This window comes from Nocardia glycosmidis (assembly GCF_052545115.1).
This window is the reverse complement of sequence record NZ_JBQWRH010000012.1, coordinates 195,526-213,930: the sequence shown is the minus strand read 5'-3', so window position 1 is coordinate 213,930 and position 18,405 is coordinate 195,526. Positions and strand designations below refer to the sequence as shown.

Below are 18,405 nucleotides of genomic sequence, written 5' to 3'. Positions count from 1 at the left end.
CGACATAGACTCACTCACCGAAAAGGTGCTCCTGAAACTGCGCGATTCGACCTTAGACAAGCCGGATTATTGCAGTTCAGAGCACCTTTTCGCCAATTCCGGCACCTTGTGCCGGAATTGGGCGTGAGGGATTGAGGCTAGTGCTGTTAGCGTTGTCCTGGTCGGAGACCTGGCCCGACCGCGCGGTGCGTACCCGTCGGATGGTGTGGGTGGCGGTGTACCTGTCGGCCGCGGTGATGTTGTCGGCGGGGACCCACGCGCGGAACCTTGGGCAGTACATCGATCGCACCGAGGGCTGGCAGACGGTGCTGTATTTCGCACTGTTCTCGGCGTGGTGCGCGGCAACGGGCGTCGTGATCACCTGGGCGAGCATCCGTGACGTGCGTGCCGGTGACCTGCGCCCGAGTCATCGCCTGACATATGTTCTGATTCTGGTTGTCGGCGTGTGGGCTATCGAGGAAGCCATCTCGATCCTGGTCAGTGCGGTGTGTGCGGCGACCGGAATCGGGCGCGCGTTCGTCGACTTCCGATTCGCTGCCAACGAGCGCAACTTCATCTATCTGCTGCTGTTGGGCGCGATTCCCGCCTCGGCACAGGTGATGGTGGAGATCGCCCGTCGGCTTCGTATGGATCCGGCCTCCCGCGCCGTGCGGCACTTGACGCCGCTGTGGATGGCGCTGATGACGGTATGCGCGGCGGAGATCCCGCGCCCCTCGCAGCAGGATCCCGCTGTCGGCCCGGAGCGGCGCTTGCATCGCATGACCGTTGAGATTCGCGACTGTCTGCTGGTGCTGGGCCGCTACTCCGAGCAGCCACCGGACGATTTGCCCGAGGCTCTGGCGGAGGCCGTGCAGATCGTGCAGGCGTTACGGCGCAAAACATCCGGGGCGACACCGGGGCGCCATGTTCGCTTGCACGCCTCAGCTCCGGGGCGCGACATCGTTGACGAACGTCGTACGCTGCGCAGCATAGCCGCGCATTGGGACGAGGCATCCGCCCACGTGGACGGTGCCGGACTACTGGATGGAGCACGATGACCACGACCACGCCGAGGCCGATCCGGGCACAGGATCGGGAGCTACCGCATCCGCCCTACCGTCTGCCTGTACTCGGTGATGTGTGGGATCTGCATGTCACCGACTCGAGTCAGTGGGGAATGCGCGGCGCGCAGAAATTCGGCGGGATCTACGAGCGCAACATCTTCGGCGCTCGGGTCACCTATGTGTCGGATCCGGACCTGTTGCGGGAGATCAACGACGATGAGTTGTGGTCGAAGTTCCTGGGGGTGCCGATCCGGGATCTGCGTAGCGTGGCGGGTGATGGACTGTTCACCGCGCACAACTCCGAGCCGAACTGGGCGAAGGCGCACGCGATTCTGGCACCGTCGTTCACCGCGGCGGCAATGAAGGGCTACCACGCGGCCATGCAGCGGTGTGCGGGCGAGCTGGTCGAGCATTGGACCGGGCGGGCCGGCGAGTGGGTCGATGTGCCCTCCGACACGAACAAGGTTGCCCTCGAAGTGATCGGCCGCACCGGGTTCGGCTACGAATTCGAGTCCTTCATCCGTACTGATCCGCATCCGGTAGTCTCGGCGATGCTGCGTGCGCTGACCTACATCAACAGGTCCGCGTACTCGCATCCACTGATCGAGCGTACGGTGTTCCGCCAGCAACGAGCCCAGCACCGAGCCGATGTCGCGATGGTGAACGAGACGATCGACGAAGTGATCGCGCGCCGGCGCCGTGAGGGTGCCGGCGAGCACAGCGATCTGCTGGACCGGATGCTGACCGCGGCGGACCCAGAGACCGGGGAACTGCTGGACGAGAAGAACATCCGCCATCAGATCCTGACGTTCCTCGCAGCCGGGCATGAAACCTCGGCGGGAGTGATGGCGTTCGCGCTGCATTATCTGTCGCGCCATCCCGAGATCGCCGAACAGGCGCGGACCGAGATCGCCCAGGTATGGACCGGTGATGAGCTCGAGGTCGAGCAGGTCGCCAAGTTGCGATACGTACGGCGCATCGTCGACGAGTCGCTGCGACTTTGGCCCACGGCCCCGGGCTACTTCCGCAAGGCACGCGCGAACACGATCCTGGGCGGCCAGTATCCGTTCGAGAAGAACGAATGGGTTTTCGTCGTGTTGCTGCAGCTGCATCGCCACGAACTGTGGGGTGGTGATCCCGAAACCTTCAATCCGGACCGTTTCCTGCCCGATCGGGTCCGCGCACGCCATCCCGAGCTGTATAGGCCCTTCGGTGTCGGAATGCGCGCCTGCATCGGACGGCAGTTCGCCTACCACGAGATCGTGCTCGTCTTGGCGACGATCCTGCGCAATTTCGATCTGACCGCGGATCCTGGTTACGAGCTGAAGGTAAAGGAGACGATCACGCTCAAACCGGATGGCTTGCGGCTCAAGATGTCTCGCCGTCAGGATTGATGGTCTCGCGCCTGCTCCGCGCCCCGCGTGCGAGCAGGCCTTCGATCAGCGCCTCGCGGTCGGAGCTGGTGGGCCGACCCCTCAGACGCACCCGGCTGACGCCGGAATCGCGCAGTGCGCGGAGCAAGCTGAGCTGGACGTGGACCCCGATCACCTGTTCATCGTCGGCTGGGCCGGTGAGGTACCAGCCCGGTTGACTGAAGTGCGTCGCCAACGCCGTAAGCAGTTGTGGCGGTGCGCAATCGAGCGCTCCGGAACGTAGGGCCGTGAGTGTCTCCGGGGTGACCTCGACATTCGAACCGCGCAGAGCCTCGGCGATGGCCTCCGCGGTGGGCTCGGCGTCGGTGCTGCTGTGCAATGCGCGAAAGAGCATGTCGATACGTTCGGCCAGGGACAGCAATCCACTCATCTGGCGGCCTCCAGTCTTGCCTCGAACCGAGCGCAGGTCGCGTCATCCATATCGACATGGATGCCCGCGAGCCAGCGTCGATATCGTGCGTCCTCCCAATCGGCGTCGTCGGGATGGGCCGGGCGGTCCAAGAATGGGCCCAGCAGCGCCACAACCGGACCGAGCGCTCCACCGTGCAGGCGATTGGTTTCCAACAGTTGGGTGACGTACCGGGCGTACAGCGGCTGTATGCACTTATCGAGCCGTTGAGAGGCCTCGTTCAACGCCGAGTTGGGCGTCGCAAGTTCGGAAATCTCGCGAGCCACGACGACCAGTCCGGCGATGGTCTCGGCCGGTACGACGATGTATGAGGGTGCGACTTCGATACTGGCGTTGCGCCGCAACGGAATTGGATCACCGCCGACGATCACCTGCTGGGCTGACCCCGGCTCCCACGCCAGACCCACGTCAAGTTTGTGCATGGTGTTGGTGCTGAGCCGCCCGGCTTCACCACGCTCGATCTTGAGCAGGGTCGGCTCGGTCGGCCCGCCCATCAGCGTGACCTGGCGGCGACTGCGGTTCAGCTGTTCGCGCCGCGCTACCACGGTTCTCCCTAGCTGTCGCGCGGTGTCCCTATCCATAGGAGGCACCGAAATTTGCGCACATGTACGAAATCATAGCGGAAGCGTCCTCTAGTGCGACATGCAGAAAGTTGCCAACTTGCCGTGTCGGGATAGGCCTTAACCTGCCTAGATGAACAGTGGTGGCGATCCGTTATCGTTCTTCGGTCGGCGATGGCCACCGGATTGGCGACTTGACTTTCGTATTTATTTTAGCAATATTTGCGTACATCGTCGGGACCTGACCCCAACGAACGGAGCGGGGAGCCCACCACGGCGATCCATGACCACACGGATTCCGGAGTGCAAGGACGCACCCCGGGAATCTCTCCCGCGCTGGTCTGAGGCCCGAACCGAAGGGGGGTTCGGGCCTCGGACCAGCCTTCGAGGTCGTCACCGTGCACGACTGTTGTGGTTTGAACGACGTCGTTGAGGTCCTGACCGTTCGGAAGAATCCATCGGCTCGAGGTCCACTTCCCTCCAGGCGGCGTACCACATACCGGCCGATGGGTCGACCGAACCCTGTCAGTCGGCGTCTGCCGATCTCATCGGACAGTCACGTACTTCGAAATCCAATAGATGTCGAGATGCACTGTGGCACAGTGTAATCAGCAGAAACTTGCAGACATCGGGCTCGACTGATACGGTCCCCCTCGGCCATGGTGTAGCTCAGTTGGTAGAGTGCCGCCCCTGCAAGTCGGAGGTCGCTGGTTCGATTCCAGCCTCCATGGCTCCCGGCGACTCTACGGGACTGCGTGCGCCTTCAGCGGCTTGCGATCGGACAGGAAGCGAGAACGACACTGTCGGCCTCGAGCCGCAGCGCGTACTCCCCACTTCGGTCGGCGGGTTCGTTCTGCGGGTCGGCTACCCGGACTACCGCCGCAGATCTGCTCCGAGCCACGAATATTGCTTCTGGGCAGACGTTTTCAGCCGAAGTAGGTAGCCTTTTCGCTGTGCCGACGTCGAGCCACCGGCTGTAGCCGGAACGGCCCGAAACCAGACGTGGCGCGCTGCCGTGCGGAGGCGAGGGGGTCCGATGCTTGATCCACGGGTTGTTGCGGTCGTCATCCGCCGGAAGGAGGACTGGGTCCCGGAGGACAGGACCTTGGAGGTCAGCGAATACGAACCACGACCGGACCGGGTCCGGGTGCGGTTCGGCGGGTCTAAGGACTACCCGTTCGGGTGGGAGCGAGTGACGATCCTCGACCGGGCTGCGTCGGTGTCCTTGGGTTCGCGCGCGCTGCTTTTCGTCGACGGATCCTCGGCGGACGCGACCGATGCCTACCTGTTCACCGGCCCGCCGGAGGTCGGATCGTGGTGGCATGTGCTGAACAGAACGGGCGGATGGAACGCCTACGTCGCGGATCGGGTGGAGGTGCTGTCGAATGCCGTCATCGCGCCCCGCTCCCGGGATGTGCTGACGTACTGGCGCACGGTAGCGGAGGAACTCACCGGTGATTCCGGCGTACTGCTCCGAAACCACAAGCGCCTGGATTTCATTCACCCCGAAAGTGCGTTGACCCGGATTCTCGAGCAGGCACCGATCGAGCCCCGGCCGGACGACGAGATACCGCTGCCGGTATACCCGTTCCGCACCAACATCAGCCAGAGCGAGGCGGTGCTCAATGCGTTGCGGTATCCGATCTCGGTGATCGACGGCCCGCCCGGAACCGGGAAGACGCAGACGATCCTCAACATCATCGCCTCGGTGATCTGCCGGCCCGGCGCGACGGTGGGGGTGGTGTCGTTCAGCAACTCCGCCGTCGACAACGTTTTCGAGAAGCTGACCAAGGAAGGCTTCGGGATGGTGGCGGCCAATCTGGGGCGCGCCGTGAAGCGGGAGGAGTTCTTTGCCGGGCAGGGACCACGCAACACTGCGGTCGATGCGATGTTGCGCGCCGGTTCGGCACCTGTCCTGGATGCCGCGGACCAGCTCAGCAAGGTGAATCGGCGTCTCGCCGCGCTGCGGGAGCAGGATCGCCGCCGCGCCGAGCTACGGCATCAGTTGCACGGATATCTGTTGGAGCAAAGGCACTTTCAGTCGTTCTTCGACCGCGGCGAGGTACCGAACGTCGACAACCTACCGCTGTTGCGTCGCTACAGTGCGGGCAAACTGCTCGATTTCATCGATGACACCGATCCGCGCTGGATCCGCGACGGTGGCTTGGGTCGGATGGTCGACATAATGAATCGCTACTTCAAGTACCGGGCGCTTCGCAAGGTCGATGCCGGCGACATCGACGTCGTGTTGCGGATCGAGCGCCTCTACTACGAGAAGAAGATCGCTGTACTCGAGCAACAAGTCGAGCAGCTGAGCAAAACGTTGGCGGGCAAGAAGTTCGACGTACTGTCGGCCGACCAGGAGCAGCTGTCCAGGCAGCTGCTCCATGACGCACTGCGCGCCAGGTATGCCCCGATGTCCCGCACGGTCTACAACTCACGGTATCGGCAGAAGTTCGGGCAGTTCACCCACGACTACCCGCTCATCCTGAGCACCTGCCATTCGCTCCAGGACAGCATCGGACGTTCGGCCCTCCTGGACTATCTGATCATCGACGAAGCATCACAGGTGGATCTGGTGACAGTGGGCCCGGTCCTGGCATGTGCGCGGAACCTCATCGTCGTCGGTGATCTGGAACAGCTCCCGCCGGTCACGAAGGTCCTGACCGATGCGCCTCCGGCGCCCGATCCGGTCTTCGACTACCGGCGCAGCGTCCTGTCCTCGATCATCGATCGCTACAGCAATCAGGTGCCCCGGGTGATGCTGCGTGAACACTATCGATGCGATCCGGACATCATCGAGTTCTGCAATCGAAAGTTCTACGGCGGCAAGCTGATTCCCTATACGCGCAGCGCAACGAAGTTCGCTCCGATGACAGTGGTGCGGACCGCCCCCGGCAATCACATGCGCCATATCTACGGCGACGACGACTCGAAGTCGAAGGGACGCAGCAACGAGCGCGAGATCGACGTGATCCAGCATGAGGTCCTCCCCTGGATATCCGCCGATATCCAGCCACACGAGGTCGGGGTGACTACTCCGTATCGCCGTCAGGCCGACAAGGTGACCGACGCCCTGATCGATTCCATCGAATCCGATACCGTGCACAAATTCCAAGGGAGGGAAAAGGACGCGGTCGTCATGACCACGGTGCTGGACGACACGCTGAGCAGCCGGGCAGCTCTGGAGTTCGCCGACGATCCGAAATTGATCAATGTGGCCGTATCCCGGGCGATGCGCTTGTTCATCCTGGTCACCCACCCGTCAGAGCTACCGAAGAGTCGACATCTGCGCGATCTGATCGGCTACATCCGATACCGAGATCCGGACAACGCCGTCGTCGACAGCGATGTGGTGTCGATCTTCGATCTGCTGTACACCGACCGCAGGGAGCGGCAGCGCTCACACCCGCATATCGGCTGGGGGCGTACCGAGTTTCCGTCGGAGGACATCGCACTCACACTGCTGGAGGCGGTGCTCGCTGAACCCCATTACAGCCATCTGGCTATACACCTACAGGTTTCGCTGCAGCATGTGTTCCCGCGCGGTCTGGACCGGCTCGATGATCAGCACCGCGAGTTCGTCCGGCGCCGAGCGTCGTTCGATTTCGTCATCTACAACCGGATCACCAACGCGAACGTGTGCGCCATCGAAGTGGACGGCCACAGCACCCATGAAGCTAACCCGAAGCAGCTCGCCCGCGACGCGTTGAAGAACGAGATCTGCCGTCGCTATGCCTTTCCGCTGTTGCGCCTGCCGACCACTGGAAGCGGCGAAGCCGCCGAGGTCCGCAGGTTCCTCGATCGGCGGCACTGAACGCGAACGCGGCCGCACACCGGGTCCGGGCCGCCCTGGCGAGGCGGAAGGATTCATCTCGCCCAAAGGCGACCGGTGGGTGCCGGATCCGAGTCCCAAGGGTCGTCGCTTCGGCTGGGAAGATGCCGTCGGTGGCTGCTGATCCGGTGCCGCCTGCTCCTGGAGGTACCTGGGGGTTGGTTGTTCATGACTGGGGGGACTGGAGAATCGCCAGCACTTTCTTCGCGGCTGCGCTGAACCGCCCTAAGGTGACCGTGGGTTGGCTGGTCACGATCAACAGCAAGGTGCTGGTAATCGGGAACACTCCCACGCAGCCACGGTCGGCTTCGAACGTCGCGGAATGCAATTTGCCTTGGGAGACAAGCCTTGCGAAGTGGTCTCCGATTCCCACCGCTGCCGCCGCCATCGCGGAGCCGCGCAGGGCGATGGTGTCACCCTCATCGCCACTGCCGCCGGATTCTTTGTTCGCCGCGACTACGAGCCCATCACGGCTGGTGATGACAGCATGCTGCACATCATCGATCTCGTCGCAGGCGCGCTGTAGCAGGGCTTCGACGAGGGTGGGATCGTGCAGTACGACGTCGTGGCGGTCGGCGCCGACGCTCATACTCTGACTGCCTGCTCGATGCGGCGAAGCTGATGACGCAATAGCGACAGAATAGTTCCCGGAGAGCTCGCCTTGCGCAAAGGTAGGACCGAACGCCGGCGATGCGTATGCGCAGTGCGCTCCGGAGACAGCCTGTCACCGCGGTACCGGAGTTCCGTTCCAATCGATGAGGGACCATCCGGAAGCGGGGCTTCCCTGGATCGTGACGTAGCCGGTGTTCCTGAGCGGAGCGGTCTTCAGCTTGTCCGGGTCCGGATTTTTGACGTTCATCAGGGTCCAGATCATGATGGAACCGCCGTGGGCGAAGGCGATCGGGTGGGTGTCTCCGCTGTCGTAGATCTGCTGGATGGCAACGTCGAAGCGATGGTCGAATTCGTTGCCGTCGATCGAGCCGGGAATCCGTTCGTCGCGGCGACCTTGGATCCAAGCGAGGGGAGCCTGCAGATAGCCGGACTGGGCGGCGGACTCGGGTTGTCCTTCGAACCGGCCGGCCTCGATCTCGCGTAGACCGGCGAGTACCTCGACCGGTTCCGCTACGGCGGCGGCCATGTAGCTCGCGGTCTGCTGTGTCCGCACCATCGTCGACGCGAATACCCCGTCGAAATCCTTGTGGCCCTGAGCCTCGGCTGCGGCCTGTGCTTCGGCGCGGCCCTTGGGGGTCAGTTCGGGGCCGGGTGTCGAAGTGTCGATGAGTCCGGATGCGTTGCCCGCGGATTCGGCATGGCGCATCAACGTGATGGTGATCGTTGCCGGTACGCGCTCCGTGCCGGTGGTTGTCGCGGTGGTGCCGGAGCCGGTGGTGTCCGAACCGCATGCGGTGAGCGCGACGAGTGTCATGAGTGTGGTGGCCGCGCCGACGAGGGTCCGTGTCCGGTGAAGACGAGCAGTTCTCATGGTGGGGAGGTTAGAGAGAGCAACGAAAATAGTCTACAAATAGAATATTATGTATTAGAAAAATATTTGGATGTTGGTATCCGCGTCGCTCCCGCTGGGGGAGGATGCCGAGGCCGAAGGGCCCGCGCAACGGTGGCCTGCGAAATGGTGCCCGCAGAACGGGCCCGGGCGGGCCGAGATACCGCTCGCCGGACACGGACACGGTGCCGGCGCAGTGTATCCGGAACCTCCGCTCAGTCGTTTCCCGCAGCGGTGAATCGCGCGTGCCATGCGTCGCTGATGTGGTCGGGCAAACCGCCTGCTCGCAGCCATCCGCGCACGCCGTCTCCCGGGCTTTCCCAGTGATCGAGCACACTCTCGATGCGACTGCCTCCGCCAGCAGATTTCCGGCGTAATCGGTGGCGACTCGCATCGGGCGCCTTTCGGTCCAGGTCTTCGTGCTGTGGACGTGCTCAGAACGAGCGCAACTCGTTGTCCAGGTGGGGGGTTTCGTTCACGGCTCCGACGGCCCACCGGTCCTCGCCCCGCAGCAGGCGGGTGATGCCGGTATGTGCCGAGTAGACCCACATGTCTTCCTCGATACCGAGCACGGCGGACAGCAGGGAGCTGATCGCGCCACCGTGACTGACAACGGCGACGCGTTCGCCGGGATGCTTATCCGCGATGGCGGTGACGGTGTCGAGGATGCGCCGGCGGAACTCTGCGCTGCTCTCGGTGTTCGGGAAAGCATCCCAGCGGCGGGTCCGGTGGAACTCTTCGGCCGCGGTGGCCTGGATGTCGGCCGGCGGGATACGGTTTTCCGACTTTCCGTAGACGTCGATCTCGCGTAGGTCTGGCCACACGTCGGGGACCAGGCCCGCCGGATGCCGGTCGGCAATGGCCCGGGCCGTGTCGTGAGCCCGGGTGATGGTGCTGCAGTAGAGGGCGGCGATCTCGAGCTCGGCGAGATATTCGGCGACCGCCCGCGCCTGGCGTACGCCCAGCTCCGACAGGCGCGGCCCGCCCGGCCGTGATTCCTCGGCCAGGCTGTGCCGCTGCATTCCGTGCCGAATCAGGATCAGCTCCGTGCGGGGGCCGGCGACGAGCAGCGCGCGCTCCATCCAGCCTCGCGTGGTCCGGAGCGCATCGTCGTCCGGGGTGGGTAGCGCCGCGTTCATGCTCGTTCTCCGGATCCTGCCGCACAATTAAACTCCATTCACAAATAGTATAGGAAGCGACAGAATTGTGAGTGGCGATCGGGGAGGGTCGGAAGGAAGGGCCGAGGCGATACCGGGCGCTCCCTACGTGGTCCTCCGAGGAACCCCTCCTGGGCCACCGAGCGCACGAGGCGGCCGTCCTGCTGGTGCAGGAATCCTTCGCCTCCCACGAAGCAGTCGTGGCCCTCCGGGGTCAGTGTCAGAAGTCCGAGGACCTCCGAAAGGTCAGTCGCCACCATGATTCCGATCCGTTCCGTTGACTTGCTGAGGAATAGATAGTTGGATATCAGACTATTAGCGACGAGTGGCCGGAAGGCTTTGGAGGGAGGTGCCCGCTCGTGTCTCCTGCAACCGAGGCCGCGGCGACCATCGACGCGGTGGACCGCATTCTCGACGTGGAGCTGGACGGCAGAACCGGTGACCGGGCGCACCTGGAACATGTGCTCGGGGTGATCGACGTGCTCTTCCACCGCGCCGTCCTGCGTGACCTGACACCGATTCGTCGCGCCGACACCCAGGAGCGGCTCGCCGAGCTGCTGCGACCCATGGTTCCGGATATGCCGGCGGACCCTTTCCGCGCCGTTGCGGAGCAGGCGCCGGCGGTGATCGCCGCCGGGGGAGCGGAAAGCGTGGATACGGCCGCGATCCTGCGCCTACTGGCCGGCACCGACCTGCCCGAGCTGGGTTCGGCGGCCGCGCCGGAGCAGGCGGCTCGTGAATCGGTGGCAATGAATTGGCTGGGCACGAGTTCCAGCGCCGAGATCACCGAGGCCGATATCGAGAAGTATCTGCGGAGCCGCTTCGGCGACGAGGTGACGGTACGGGCCGCCACCCAGCTCTCCGGCGGGTTCTCCAAGACGACCATCCTGGTGGACTTCGACCGCGCGGGTACGCGGGAGGAGATCGTGCTCCGGCAGATCACCCCGGGGCGTGACTCACACACCCTGGTTCATGAGTACAACGTGCTCGAATTCGCGTGGAAGCGCGGCACCGATGTGGCCGAGCCGCTGTGGATCGAACCCGAGCAGAACCCGCTCGGGCAGCCCTTCTTCGCGTCGCGGCGGGCCGCGGGCGGCAATCTCGGTGACGTCTTCGGCCCCGAGGAAGGGACCGACGCGAGCGCGGGTCTGGAGCTGGCGCGCGCGTTGGGCAAGCTCCATGCCATCGAGCTGACGGGACTGCCCGCCACCCCGGTACCCGCCATGTCTTCGCCGGCCGAATTACTGGCGGCGATCGAGGAACAGGAGCAGCTCGTCGCGGCGGCCGCGCGGGCGGCGGGTGCCGGCGCGGAGCCGTTGCCGGCGCTGTTGTTCGCGTGGCTGCGCGCCCATGTGCCGGATACGCTCGCCACCCCGGTCCTACTGCACGGTGACCCCGGCTTTCACAACATCCTGGTCCACGACGGGTCCCTCACCGCGCTGCTGGACTGGGAACGCGCCCGCGTCGGCGAAGCGGCGCAGGACCTCGCCTACGTGCGCCCGCACGTCAGCCGGGTGCAGCCGTGGGAAGACTTCGTGGCGGCCTACTGTGCGGCCGGTGGCGAGCGACCCGACGAGGAGCGGATGCGCTTCTACAGTGTCTGGCACGAAACATGGCGGTTCGTCGGCGCGTATCGCGGGCTGGGCCGGTTGCTGTCGCAGCCGCGGTCGCTGCTGGACGGTGTCCTCGGGCTCCTGCATGCGCCCCGGTTCCTGCTCGCCGGCCTGGAGAACGCCTTCGAGGTGAAGTTGTGAGTACCCGATCACTGCATTCGCTCGACGAAACACTGATGCATCAGGTGCCGTGGCCGTTCCGGTTCACCGGTACCTCGGATCATCGGTTCTTCGATCGGTACTGGTTTTCCGGCGTGGATCCCGCCGGCGGCGGCGGTTTTCTGTCGGGGATGGCCTTCTACAAGAACATGCATGTCTGCGACGGCTACGGCGTGATCCAGCGATCAGGGCGGCAGCACAACGCGCGGTGGTCGCGACCGCTGGCCGAGGATATGGAGAACTCCACCGTCGGTGACCTGTCGGTCGAGGTGACGCAACCGTACCGCAGGCTGCGGGTCCGCTGGTCGGGTGCGAGTACTGCGCTCTCGGCCGATCTGGAATTCACCGCGTCCTTCGAACCGTATGTCGAGGAGCACTATCTCGACGCCGCCACCGGGCGGATCACCCAGGAGATCACCCGCTACAACCAGATCGGCCGTTGGAACGGGTGGCTGGGGCTACGCGACGAGCGCATCGATGTCGTGGACTGGTGGGCGGTGCGGGATCACTCGTGGGGTGTGCGGCCCGGGGTCGGCGGGCTGGACCGCTCCGTCGCCGATCCCGCGGCCCGTAGCGCACCGATGATGCACACCGTGTTGTATTGCGCGACCGACACCGAGTCGTTCTGCGTGTCGCGGCGTGAGGACGCGGCGGGCCGGGTGACCTACCTGGACGGTGAGGCGATTTCCGCGGACGGAAACCACGTGCTGCTGAGCAGCGTGGATATCGAGCCGCACTTCGTGCCCGGGGCGCGCACCTACGAGTCCGTGCGATTCGGGATCGAGCTGGCCGACGGGCGGTCGGTCGAGATCGTCGCCGAGCCGCTGCTGCAACCGTGGGCCTATGCCGGAACCGGTTACGACGGCGGGTACACCGACGGCCGGGGCCTCGGGTTCCCCCGCGGCACGCTCACCGAGTACGACGAGTACGAACTCGTCCCGCCGGAACGGGTGCTGCTCGACGGCGCGCCCACCCCGAGTGGCCACCGGGAACAGTTCGCCGTCGTCACCATCGACGGCACTCGGACTACCGGGTACTGCACCGTGATGCCCCGCGGTGCGCTGCCACGGTACGGGCTCGCCTGAGACTTTGTCCCGGTAACAGGCTTGCCCGGAACTCGGGGGCGGTCCGGTTCCGTACCACCCCCGAGTCTTCTCACTCTCGGGTGCCGATATCGCGCCGCTCGGGCCGGGGCGTCTGCCAGGGCATCAGCGAGCGCGCACCGAGCCCGCCGTCCACCGGGAGCACAACCCCGGTGACGTAGGCGGCGGCAGGAGCCGCGAGGAACAGGGCGGCATTGGCGACATCCTCGGCCGCGCCGGCCGAAGGTGGCACCGCGCGGCGCCAGGCGTCGGGTGCGGTGTCGGCAGAGGGGAGCAGCCGCCGGTTGTTGTCACCATGATCGACGGCGATGGCGCCGACCCGGATCGCGTTGCACCGCACGCCGAGATGGGCGTAACCGATGGCCACCGAACGGGTCATCGCCTCCAGGCCCGCCTTGCCCGCCGCGTAAGCGTCGAAGCCCGGCATCGCCTGGGCGGCGGCGATCGAGGAAATATTGATCACCGAGCCCGAGCCCGCCCGCCCCAGCGCGTCCAGAGCGTGATGGGTAACCAGGTAACTGCAGGTCAATGTGCGCTCCAGCAGCTGTCGCCACGCCTGTACGCCGATCTCGCCGATCGGTCCGTCGACGTCGCGGGTGTGCAGTAGGTCGGTGGGACCGGCGTTGTTCACCAGCACGTCCAGCCCGCCGTGCGCGGTTTCGCACCGGGCGATCAACGCCCTTACCTGGTCCTCGTCGGTGACGTCGGCGCGCTGGAAGTCGAGATCGTGCTGCGCGGCGACGGCCGCGCCGGATTCCGGGCTGCGTCCGCAGACGACGACCGTCGCGCCACGCGCGCGGAACAACTGGGCGATCGCCAGCCCGATACCCTTGGTACCCCCGGTGACCAGCGCGGTCTTGCCGTCGAGCCGGAACGGGTCGGTCATGCGTACCTCCTAAAGGTCTATAAATCAATAGTCGGGATATCTGTTATGGTCAACCGTGTTCGGCGCTCGATACGCAGAGGAGCTGGTCTTGGTCGACATCACACAGCCGTGGGTCGGGGACAATGAACTGAGCACGCGATGGCCGGTCTATACCCGGGCGAACGTGGGCGAAGTAGCCGGAACGGTAGCAACGCCCCTGTTCTGGACGATGATCGGCGGCCCGCCGAACGAAGTGCAGTGGAAACAGGCGCTGGTGGAGTTCGGTGCCTTCGATCCGGCGGAGTTCCGGCCGGATACGCTCGATATCCAAGGCTTGGTGCACGGGTACGTGTATCTGAATCTGTCCCATTCGCGAACCTTCGGCGCGCGTATGCCCGGCGCCAGCCCGGACCTGATGGATCGCACGTACCTCGGTGACACGGCCGCGCCGCCCTATGTCCCGCATCCCGACGACGACAAGCCGGAATACGCCCAGCGGATCCTCGCCACCATCGGCCGGATCATGTCCGAGACGAGCCGGCCGGATCTCGAGGTCCACCGGCAGCTGGCGGAGAAACTCCGGGCCGAACGCCCCGCCCTCACCTCGTTGAGCGACGCGGAGCTGCTCGAACGCCAACGCACGGTGCTGCGCGAGCACGGGGCCGGTCCCCTCTGTCGAGGGGACCGGCCCCGCTGCGTATCCGATGTCACTCAGTCTGCCCGGCGGCGCACGATACCCAGAACCAGCAGTCCGATACCGATCACGGCCATTACCAGGGGCAGCCACAGCCTGAGCAGCGACAGCATGGTCGAGTTCTTCGCCATGGTGTCGGCCGCGGCGGTCACCTCGGAGTCCGCGGTGTGCAGCCGCACCAGCGAGAGCGGGAGGACGGGCAGATCCCGGCCGTCCACGGTGGCTGTCACGTACATGCCCTGGCTTTGGCTGACCCGCAGCGGTGCGCCGAACTCCGCGTCCACGGCGGCGTCGATCGCGTTCGTGCTCCCGAAAGAGATCGGGACCGTGTCCGGCATGGCCGGCAGCGCGGCGGTGAGAGCGGACCTGGACCGTTCGGGGACCAGACCGGCCTGCAGCAGTCCGCCGAGGATCGCCTTGGGCAATTGTGCGGGGAAGTCCTTGAACTGGGCCGTAACGGTGGGACTGGTGATCGGGCCCGCGGCGTCGATCCGGTAGTTGTAAACCGCGCGACCCTGCAGCTCGGATTCGCCGACGAAGGTCGCGGGCTGGGCTGTGCGAGTCACCGAATCGTAGAGTGCGGTGCCGTCGCGCGGCGGATCCATAGGCCAGCTGAAGGCCAGGCCCGAGTGCGATTCGAACGTGGCCTGTTTGTCCGCCGGCACCAGTGCGCTGCGCTGATCCGCATCGAGCTGAACCGGCGAGTAGTCGACCCGGTTGACGGCGTAGGTGTGCACGTCGTTCTGGGTCGAGCCATCCGGCAGGGCGAGCACGGCTTTGCTGGTGATGATCGCGCTATCGCCGTCGACCGCGTCCACGGTCAAGGAACGGTCGGCCGTGATCGGCATCTCCGGCGTGAGCAGATGGGCCAGATCGCCGGCCGCGAAGGCCCGCGGGTCGACCGCCTGCATCGTTCCTTCGTATTTTTGTGACTGACTGAGATCGTCGGGCAGTTTCGTCAATGCCGGTAACACAGCGAATCTGATGATTACCGCACCGACGATGAGCAAGATCCCCAGTAGCGACCACACCACTGAGGATTTTCGAACAGACATCGATGAACTCCCTTGATTATCGATGGCGCAACTCAACCGAGCGGAGTGCGCAGACGGACCGCCGGCCGAATGTGGATGAGCGCCACGAGGCGGGTCCCGGAGTGTGGGTCGGCGGGGTCGTGTGACGGAACACACGGTATCTAATCATCGACTATTTAGTGATAGAACAAGGGAATTCGGCGAAAAACGCTGTAGCGAACTAGCTATGTGCTGCGGTTTCCAGCTCGCTGAAGGCGAAAGTCTGCTGAGTGGACCTGTCGAAAGCCGGATGGAGTTTCATGTTCTTGGCGGCGGCTGACAGGGCGGCCAGTGCGGTGGGCAGGTCGTCGGTCTCGATCTCGTAGATCGCCAGATAGGGCAGTGCGGGCAGCTCGCCGTGCACGCTGGGCGATGCGACGAAGCGGCGGGCCGCGACGAAACCGTCCACTTGTAGTACGTCCGGTAGGTGGATGCTGTCGTACCAGGTGTTGTACTCGTCGTCGCGGTTGCCTACCGGAGCGGAGTGGACCAGCAGGATGTGGCGGGGCATGGATATTCCTTCGGATTTCAGGCGTCGCCGGCGGACTGGCGCATGGCGGTGAGTGCCGCGCGAAGCTGCGCCACGTCGTCGGCGGTGCTGCCGCGCATGCCGAAATCAACTGCGGTGAGGCCGCGTGTGGCCTTGTTCGCGGTTTCTCGTCCGAGGTCGGTGATGGTGACGCAGGTGGCTCGCCGATCGGTCGGATGCGGGCTACGTTGCAACATGCCCCTGCCCTCCAGGCGGTCGGTGGCCAGGGTGGCGGTTGTCGCGTGTACCAGCAGATTCCGCGCGAGGCTGGAGATCAGGCGGGTGCCGGTTTCGGAAAGCTGCAGGGTCATGAGGAGTAGATAGTCGGTCATGTTCAAGCCGTGGCCGCGCAACTCCGTGTCCACGCAGTCCGCGACGATCCGCTGGTAGCGCAGCAGCGAGGTGAGGGCGAGGAACCGCTGCTCGTCGCCGTCCAGGCCTTGCTGCTCCCAATAGTGCCGCGCCCAGTCGACCGGGTCGGTGATGGTGTCAGGCGTCCTGTGGGTGCTCGTCACGCCGGCCTCCTCTGTTGGTAAGACCACTGAAAGTCTACTAGACGATTATTTGCCAATATATATATAACCACGCTATGGCTGTTAGTTCGAACGGTAATCGCCAGGCAGGAGGGGTCATCTACTTCACAATAGTCGCTTCATAGAGTTTAATGGTGGCGCATGTCACAGGCCATGTCGATGGAGTCGTGGACCACAGCGGTACCACGGTTCCGGCCGTTCAACGAGCAGCGACCGAGGCGCACCGCGCCTGAGCAAGGAGATGCGTCGTGTCAACCATCGTCAGCGATCCCATCCGGGGGACATCGGAGCCGGACCGGTACTGGACCAGTACCAATCTGGGTGAGGCATGCCCCGAGGTGATGACCCCGATGTGCTGGAGTGTCTGGGAGGGATCGGCCGAGTTGGGCTGGCTCTACTCGATGTCCGCATTCGGCGTGATCCCGCGGAAGAAGGTCGTTGTATCCCCGGATGTGAACGAACGGGGGCTGTCGTGCTTCTACGGCAGGCAGGCCCTCAACGTCGATGCGATCAAGCAGATCATGGCGGCCCTGCCAGGGGTCAGTGCCGACGATTTCGAGCGAGACCTGATGGGCAGTGTCCGCGCCGATGCCCCGCAGTTCCCGACCAGTTACGCGCGCTTGCCGGTGCTGATGGTGAAGGCGCCGTGGGCCCTGCTGCGGACCGGCAAGCGGCTGCGGAAATTGCACGACCGGATGTACGACAAGTGGCTGAGCACCGTGTACCGGGGCGAGGCCGTCGACACCGGGCAGCGACCGATCGACCTGCTGGTGGCCGCCCGAGAGGATTTCATCAGGGTCTTCTCGGTGCACTGCGTGGTGCGCTTCATGTTCCAAGGGGGACAGAGCGCGGTAGCCGGTGCCGCGGCGGCCGCGGGCGATCCAGCGCTCGCCACGGCTTTGCTATCCGGCGTCGGAGACGTCAACGAAACCCGCATGGCGGACGACCTGTGGCGGCTGGGCCGTGGGCAGTTGTCCGAGGAGGAATTCCTGAGTATCTGGGGATATCACGGCCCCAACGAAGGCAACCCCTACACCACGGTGTGGCGGGAGAACCCGGCACCCATCCGCGCGCTGGCTCGTGCGTCGGCGGATCGGGAACGGCCCGCCGACCGCGCCGCGCGGGCCCAGGCTGCCGGGCAGGAGGCCGAGCGGACAGTCCTGGCTGCCACACCCGCGATCAAACGGGCCGGCGTGCGCTGGCTGCTTCGCCGGATGCGCAATATCGTGCGCACCTTGCAGGTCGGTAAGGCCGCCTACCTCATGGCCATAGACGAATGCCGCTGGGCAGCCAGGAAATTCGGCGCCGAGCAGGTTCGCCTCGGCCGGTTGCAGGCGGCCGACGACATCTTCTTCTTCACGATCGAGGAGTGTCGGCAGCTCGCCGCGGGTGACCTGGCCGACCCGCAGGCCGTGGTCGACGCGCGCAAGGCGACCCGGGCCGAATACAAGGCGATGGTTTTGCCGCTGTCCTTTCATGGTATGCCGGAACTGATCGTCGTCGACCCGGATATAGACAGGGACGTGGCCACGGAACTGACCGGCGCCGCGAGTGGCGGTGGTGTGGTGGAAGGCCGGGCCCGGGTCGTTGTGGATCCGGTGCAGGATGTCGACCTCGATCCGGGCGACATTCTGGTCTGCCGGTTCACCGACCCCAGCTGGGCGCCGCTGATGGCGCTGGCGGAAGCGCTGGTGATCGATATCGGCGGATCGGCCAGTCACGGCGCGGTCGTAGCCCGGGAACTGGGCATTCCGTATGTGATCGGCACCGAGAGCGGCACCAGGGTCCTACGCGACGGCGACCATATCCGGGTCGACGGCGCCGGGAACACAGTGCGGGTGCTGCGGCGCGGGGCGGCCGCTCGGACCGCGACGGCCTGACGGAGACAAAAAACAACG

General features: G+C 65.0%; 15 protein-coding genes and 1 tRNA gene. 7 read left to right on the top strand and 9 right to left on the bottom strand.

What is annotated here, in order from left to right; translation table 11 throughout:
* Positions 1-140 precede the first annotated feature (140 nt).
* Entirely contained in the window at positions 141-1,037 is an 897-nt protein-coding gene (locus ACT86A_RS17335) for a DUF6545 domain-containing protein (RefSeq protein ID WP_445093177.1), read from the top strand.
* Positions 1,034-2,437, top strand: a complete 1,404-nt coding sequence (locus ACT86A_RS17330; protein WP_445093176.1) for a cytochrome P450 — start codon at positions 1,034-1,036, stop codon at positions 2,435-2,437. Before ACT86A_RS17335 ends, ACT86A_RS17330 begins: the two co-directional genes overlap by 4 nt.
* Here the strand turns inward: ACT86A_RS17330 and ACT86A_RS17325 are convergent.
* A complete protein-coding gene (locus tag ACT86A_RS17325; protein WP_445093175.1) occupies positions 2,412-2,846 on the bottom strand; it encodes a hypothetical protein in 435 nt (144 codons plus the stop codon). The genes ACT86A_RS17330 and ACT86A_RS17325 overlap by 26 nt on opposite strands.
* Positions 2,843-3,430 (bottom strand): hypothetical protein, encoded by a 588-nt coding sequence (locus tag ACT86A_RS17320; protein WP_445093174.1) that lies wholly within the window; start codon positions 3,428-3,430, stop codon positions 2,843-2,845. Before ACT86A_RS17320 ends, ACT86A_RS17325 begins: the two co-directional genes overlap by 4 nt.
* Before the next feature lie 671 nt (positions 3,431-4,101).
* On the opposite strand from ACT86A_RS17320, the gene ACT86A_RS17315 reads away from it, so the two are divergent.
* Both ACT86A_RS17315 and ACT86A_RS17310 read left to right on the top strand, forming a co-directional pair.
* Positions 4,102-4,178: transfer RNA gene (locus ACT86A_RS17315), tRNA-Ala, on the top strand.
* Positions 4,179-4,481: 303 nt separating this feature from the next.
* Complete coding sequence (locus tag ACT86A_RS17310) at positions 4,482-7,262, top strand: AAA domain-containing protein (RefSeq protein WP_445093173.1); 2,781 nt, start codon at positions 4,482-4,484, stop codon at positions 7,260-7,262.
* Between the two features lie 184 nt (positions 7,263-7,446).
* On the opposite strand, the gene ACT86A_RS17305 is transcribed toward ACT86A_RS17310, so the two are convergent.
* From ACT86A_RS17305 to ACT86A_RS17295, 3 genes are all read right to left on the bottom strand, one after another.
* Complete coding sequence (locus ACT86A_RS17305; RefSeq protein ID WP_445093172.1) at positions 7,447-7,869, bottom strand: roadblock/LC7 domain-containing protein; 423 nt, start codon at positions 7,867-7,869, stop codon at positions 7,447-7,449.
* Between the two features lie 135 nt (positions 7,870-8,004).
* Positions 8,005-8,763 carry a histidine phosphatase family protein gene (locus ACT86A_RS17300; RefSeq protein ID WP_445093171.1) on the bottom strand — a complete coding sequence of 253 codons (759 nt, stop codon included), beginning with the start codon at positions 8,761-8,763 and terminating at the stop codon, positions 8,005-8,007.
* 452 nt (positions 8,764-9,215) lie between these two features.
* Positions 9,216-9,920: a histidine phosphatase family protein gene (locus ACT86A_RS17295; RefSeq protein WP_445093170.1), complete on the bottom strand. Its 705-nt coding sequence runs from the start codon at positions 9,918-9,920 to the stop codon at positions 9,216-9,218.
* Between the two features lie 377 nt (positions 9,921-10,297).
* Here ACT86A_RS17295 and ACT86A_RS17290 point away from each other — a divergent pair, with 377 nt between their 5' ends.
* Positions 10,298-11,692, top strand: a complete 1,395-nt coding sequence (locus tag ACT86A_RS17290; RefSeq protein ID WP_445093169.1) for a phosphotransferase family protein — start codon at positions 10,298-10,300, stop codon at positions 11,690-11,692.
* Positions 11,689-12,795, top strand: coding sequence for an Rv3169 family protein (locus ACT86A_RS17285; RefSeq protein ID WP_445093168.1), 1,107 nt, complete (start codon positions 11,689-11,691; stop codon positions 12,793-12,795). Before ACT86A_RS17290 ends, ACT86A_RS17285 begins: the two co-directional genes overlap by 4 nt.
* A 70-nt stretch (positions 12,796-12,865) precedes the next feature.
* Here the strand turns inward: ACT86A_RS17285 and ACT86A_RS17280 are convergent, their stop codons facing one another.
* From ACT86A_RS17280 to ACT86A_RS17265, 4 genes are all read right to left on the bottom strand, one after another.
* Positions 12,866-13,699 (bottom strand): SDR family NAD(P)-dependent oxidoreductase, encoded by an 834-nt coding sequence (locus tag ACT86A_RS17280; RefSeq protein WP_445093167.1) that lies wholly within the window; start codon positions 13,697-13,699, stop codon positions 12,866-12,868.
* A 690-nt stretch (positions 13,700-14,389) separates the two neighbouring features.
* The gene (locus ACT86A_RS17275; protein WP_445093166.1) at positions 14,390-15,427 is read right to left on the bottom strand and encodes a porin PorA family protein; all 1,038 of its coding nucleotides are present in this window, start codon (positions 15,425-15,427) and stop codon (positions 14,390-14,392) included.
* 199 nt (positions 15,428-15,626) lie between these two features.
* Entirely contained in the window at positions 15,627-15,956 is a 330-nt protein-coding gene (locus ACT86A_RS17270) for a hypothetical protein (RefSeq protein ID WP_445093165.1), read from the bottom strand.
* A gap of 17 nt (positions 15,957-15,973) precedes the next feature.
* A complete protein-coding gene (locus ACT86A_RS17265; RefSeq protein ID WP_445093164.1) occupies positions 15,974-16,489 on the bottom strand; it encodes a MarR family winged helix-turn-helix transcriptional regulator in 516 nt (171 codons plus the stop codon).
* A 266-nt stretch (positions 16,490-16,755) separates the two neighbouring features.
* Here ACT86A_RS17265 and ACT86A_RS17260 point away from each other — a divergent pair, with 266 nt between their 5' ends.
* Positions 16,756-18,387: a PEP-utilizing enzyme gene (locus ACT86A_RS17260; protein ID WP_445093163.1), complete on the top strand. Its 1,632-nt coding sequence runs from the start codon at positions 16,756-16,758 to the stop codon at positions 18,385-18,387.
* Positions 18,388-18,405: the final 18 nt, after the last annotated feature.

Coding starts and splice junctions, on each gene's coding strand:
- ACT86A_RS17310 (WP_445093173.1), top strand. CDS start 4,482: ATGCTTGATCCACGGGTTGTTGCGGTCGTCATCCGCCGGAAGGAGGAC.
- ACT86A_RS17270 (WP_445093165.1), bottom strand. CDS start 15,956: ATGCCCCGCCACATCCTGCTGGTCCACTCCGCTCCGGTAGGCAACCGC.
- ACT86A_RS17280 (WP_445093167.1), bottom strand. CDS start 13,699: ATGACCGACCCGTTCCGGCTCGACGGCAAGACCGCGCTGGTCACCGGG.
- ACT86A_RS17305 (WP_445093172.1), bottom strand. CDS start 7,869: ATGAGCGTCGGCGCCGACCGCCACGACGTCGTACTGCACGATCCCACC.
- ACT86A_RS17325 (WP_445093175.1), bottom strand. CDS start 2,846: ATGAGTGGATTGCTGTCCCTGGCCGAACGTATCGACATGCTCTTTCGC.
- ACT86A_RS17295 (WP_445093170.1), bottom strand. CDS start 9,920: ATGAACGCGGCGCTACCCACCCCGGACGACGATGCGCTCCGGACCACG.
- ACT86A_RS17300 (WP_445093171.1), bottom strand. CDS start 8,763: ATGAGAACTGCTCGTCTTCACCGGACACGGACCCTCGTCGGCGCGGCC.
- ACT86A_RS17275 (WP_445093166.1), bottom strand. CDS start 15,427: ATGTCTGTTCGAAAATCCTCAGTGGTGTGGTCGCTACTGGGGATCTTG.
- ACT86A_RS17330 (WP_445093176.1), top strand. CDS start 1,034: ATGACCACGACCACGCCGAGGCCGATCCGGGCACAGGATCGGGAGCTA.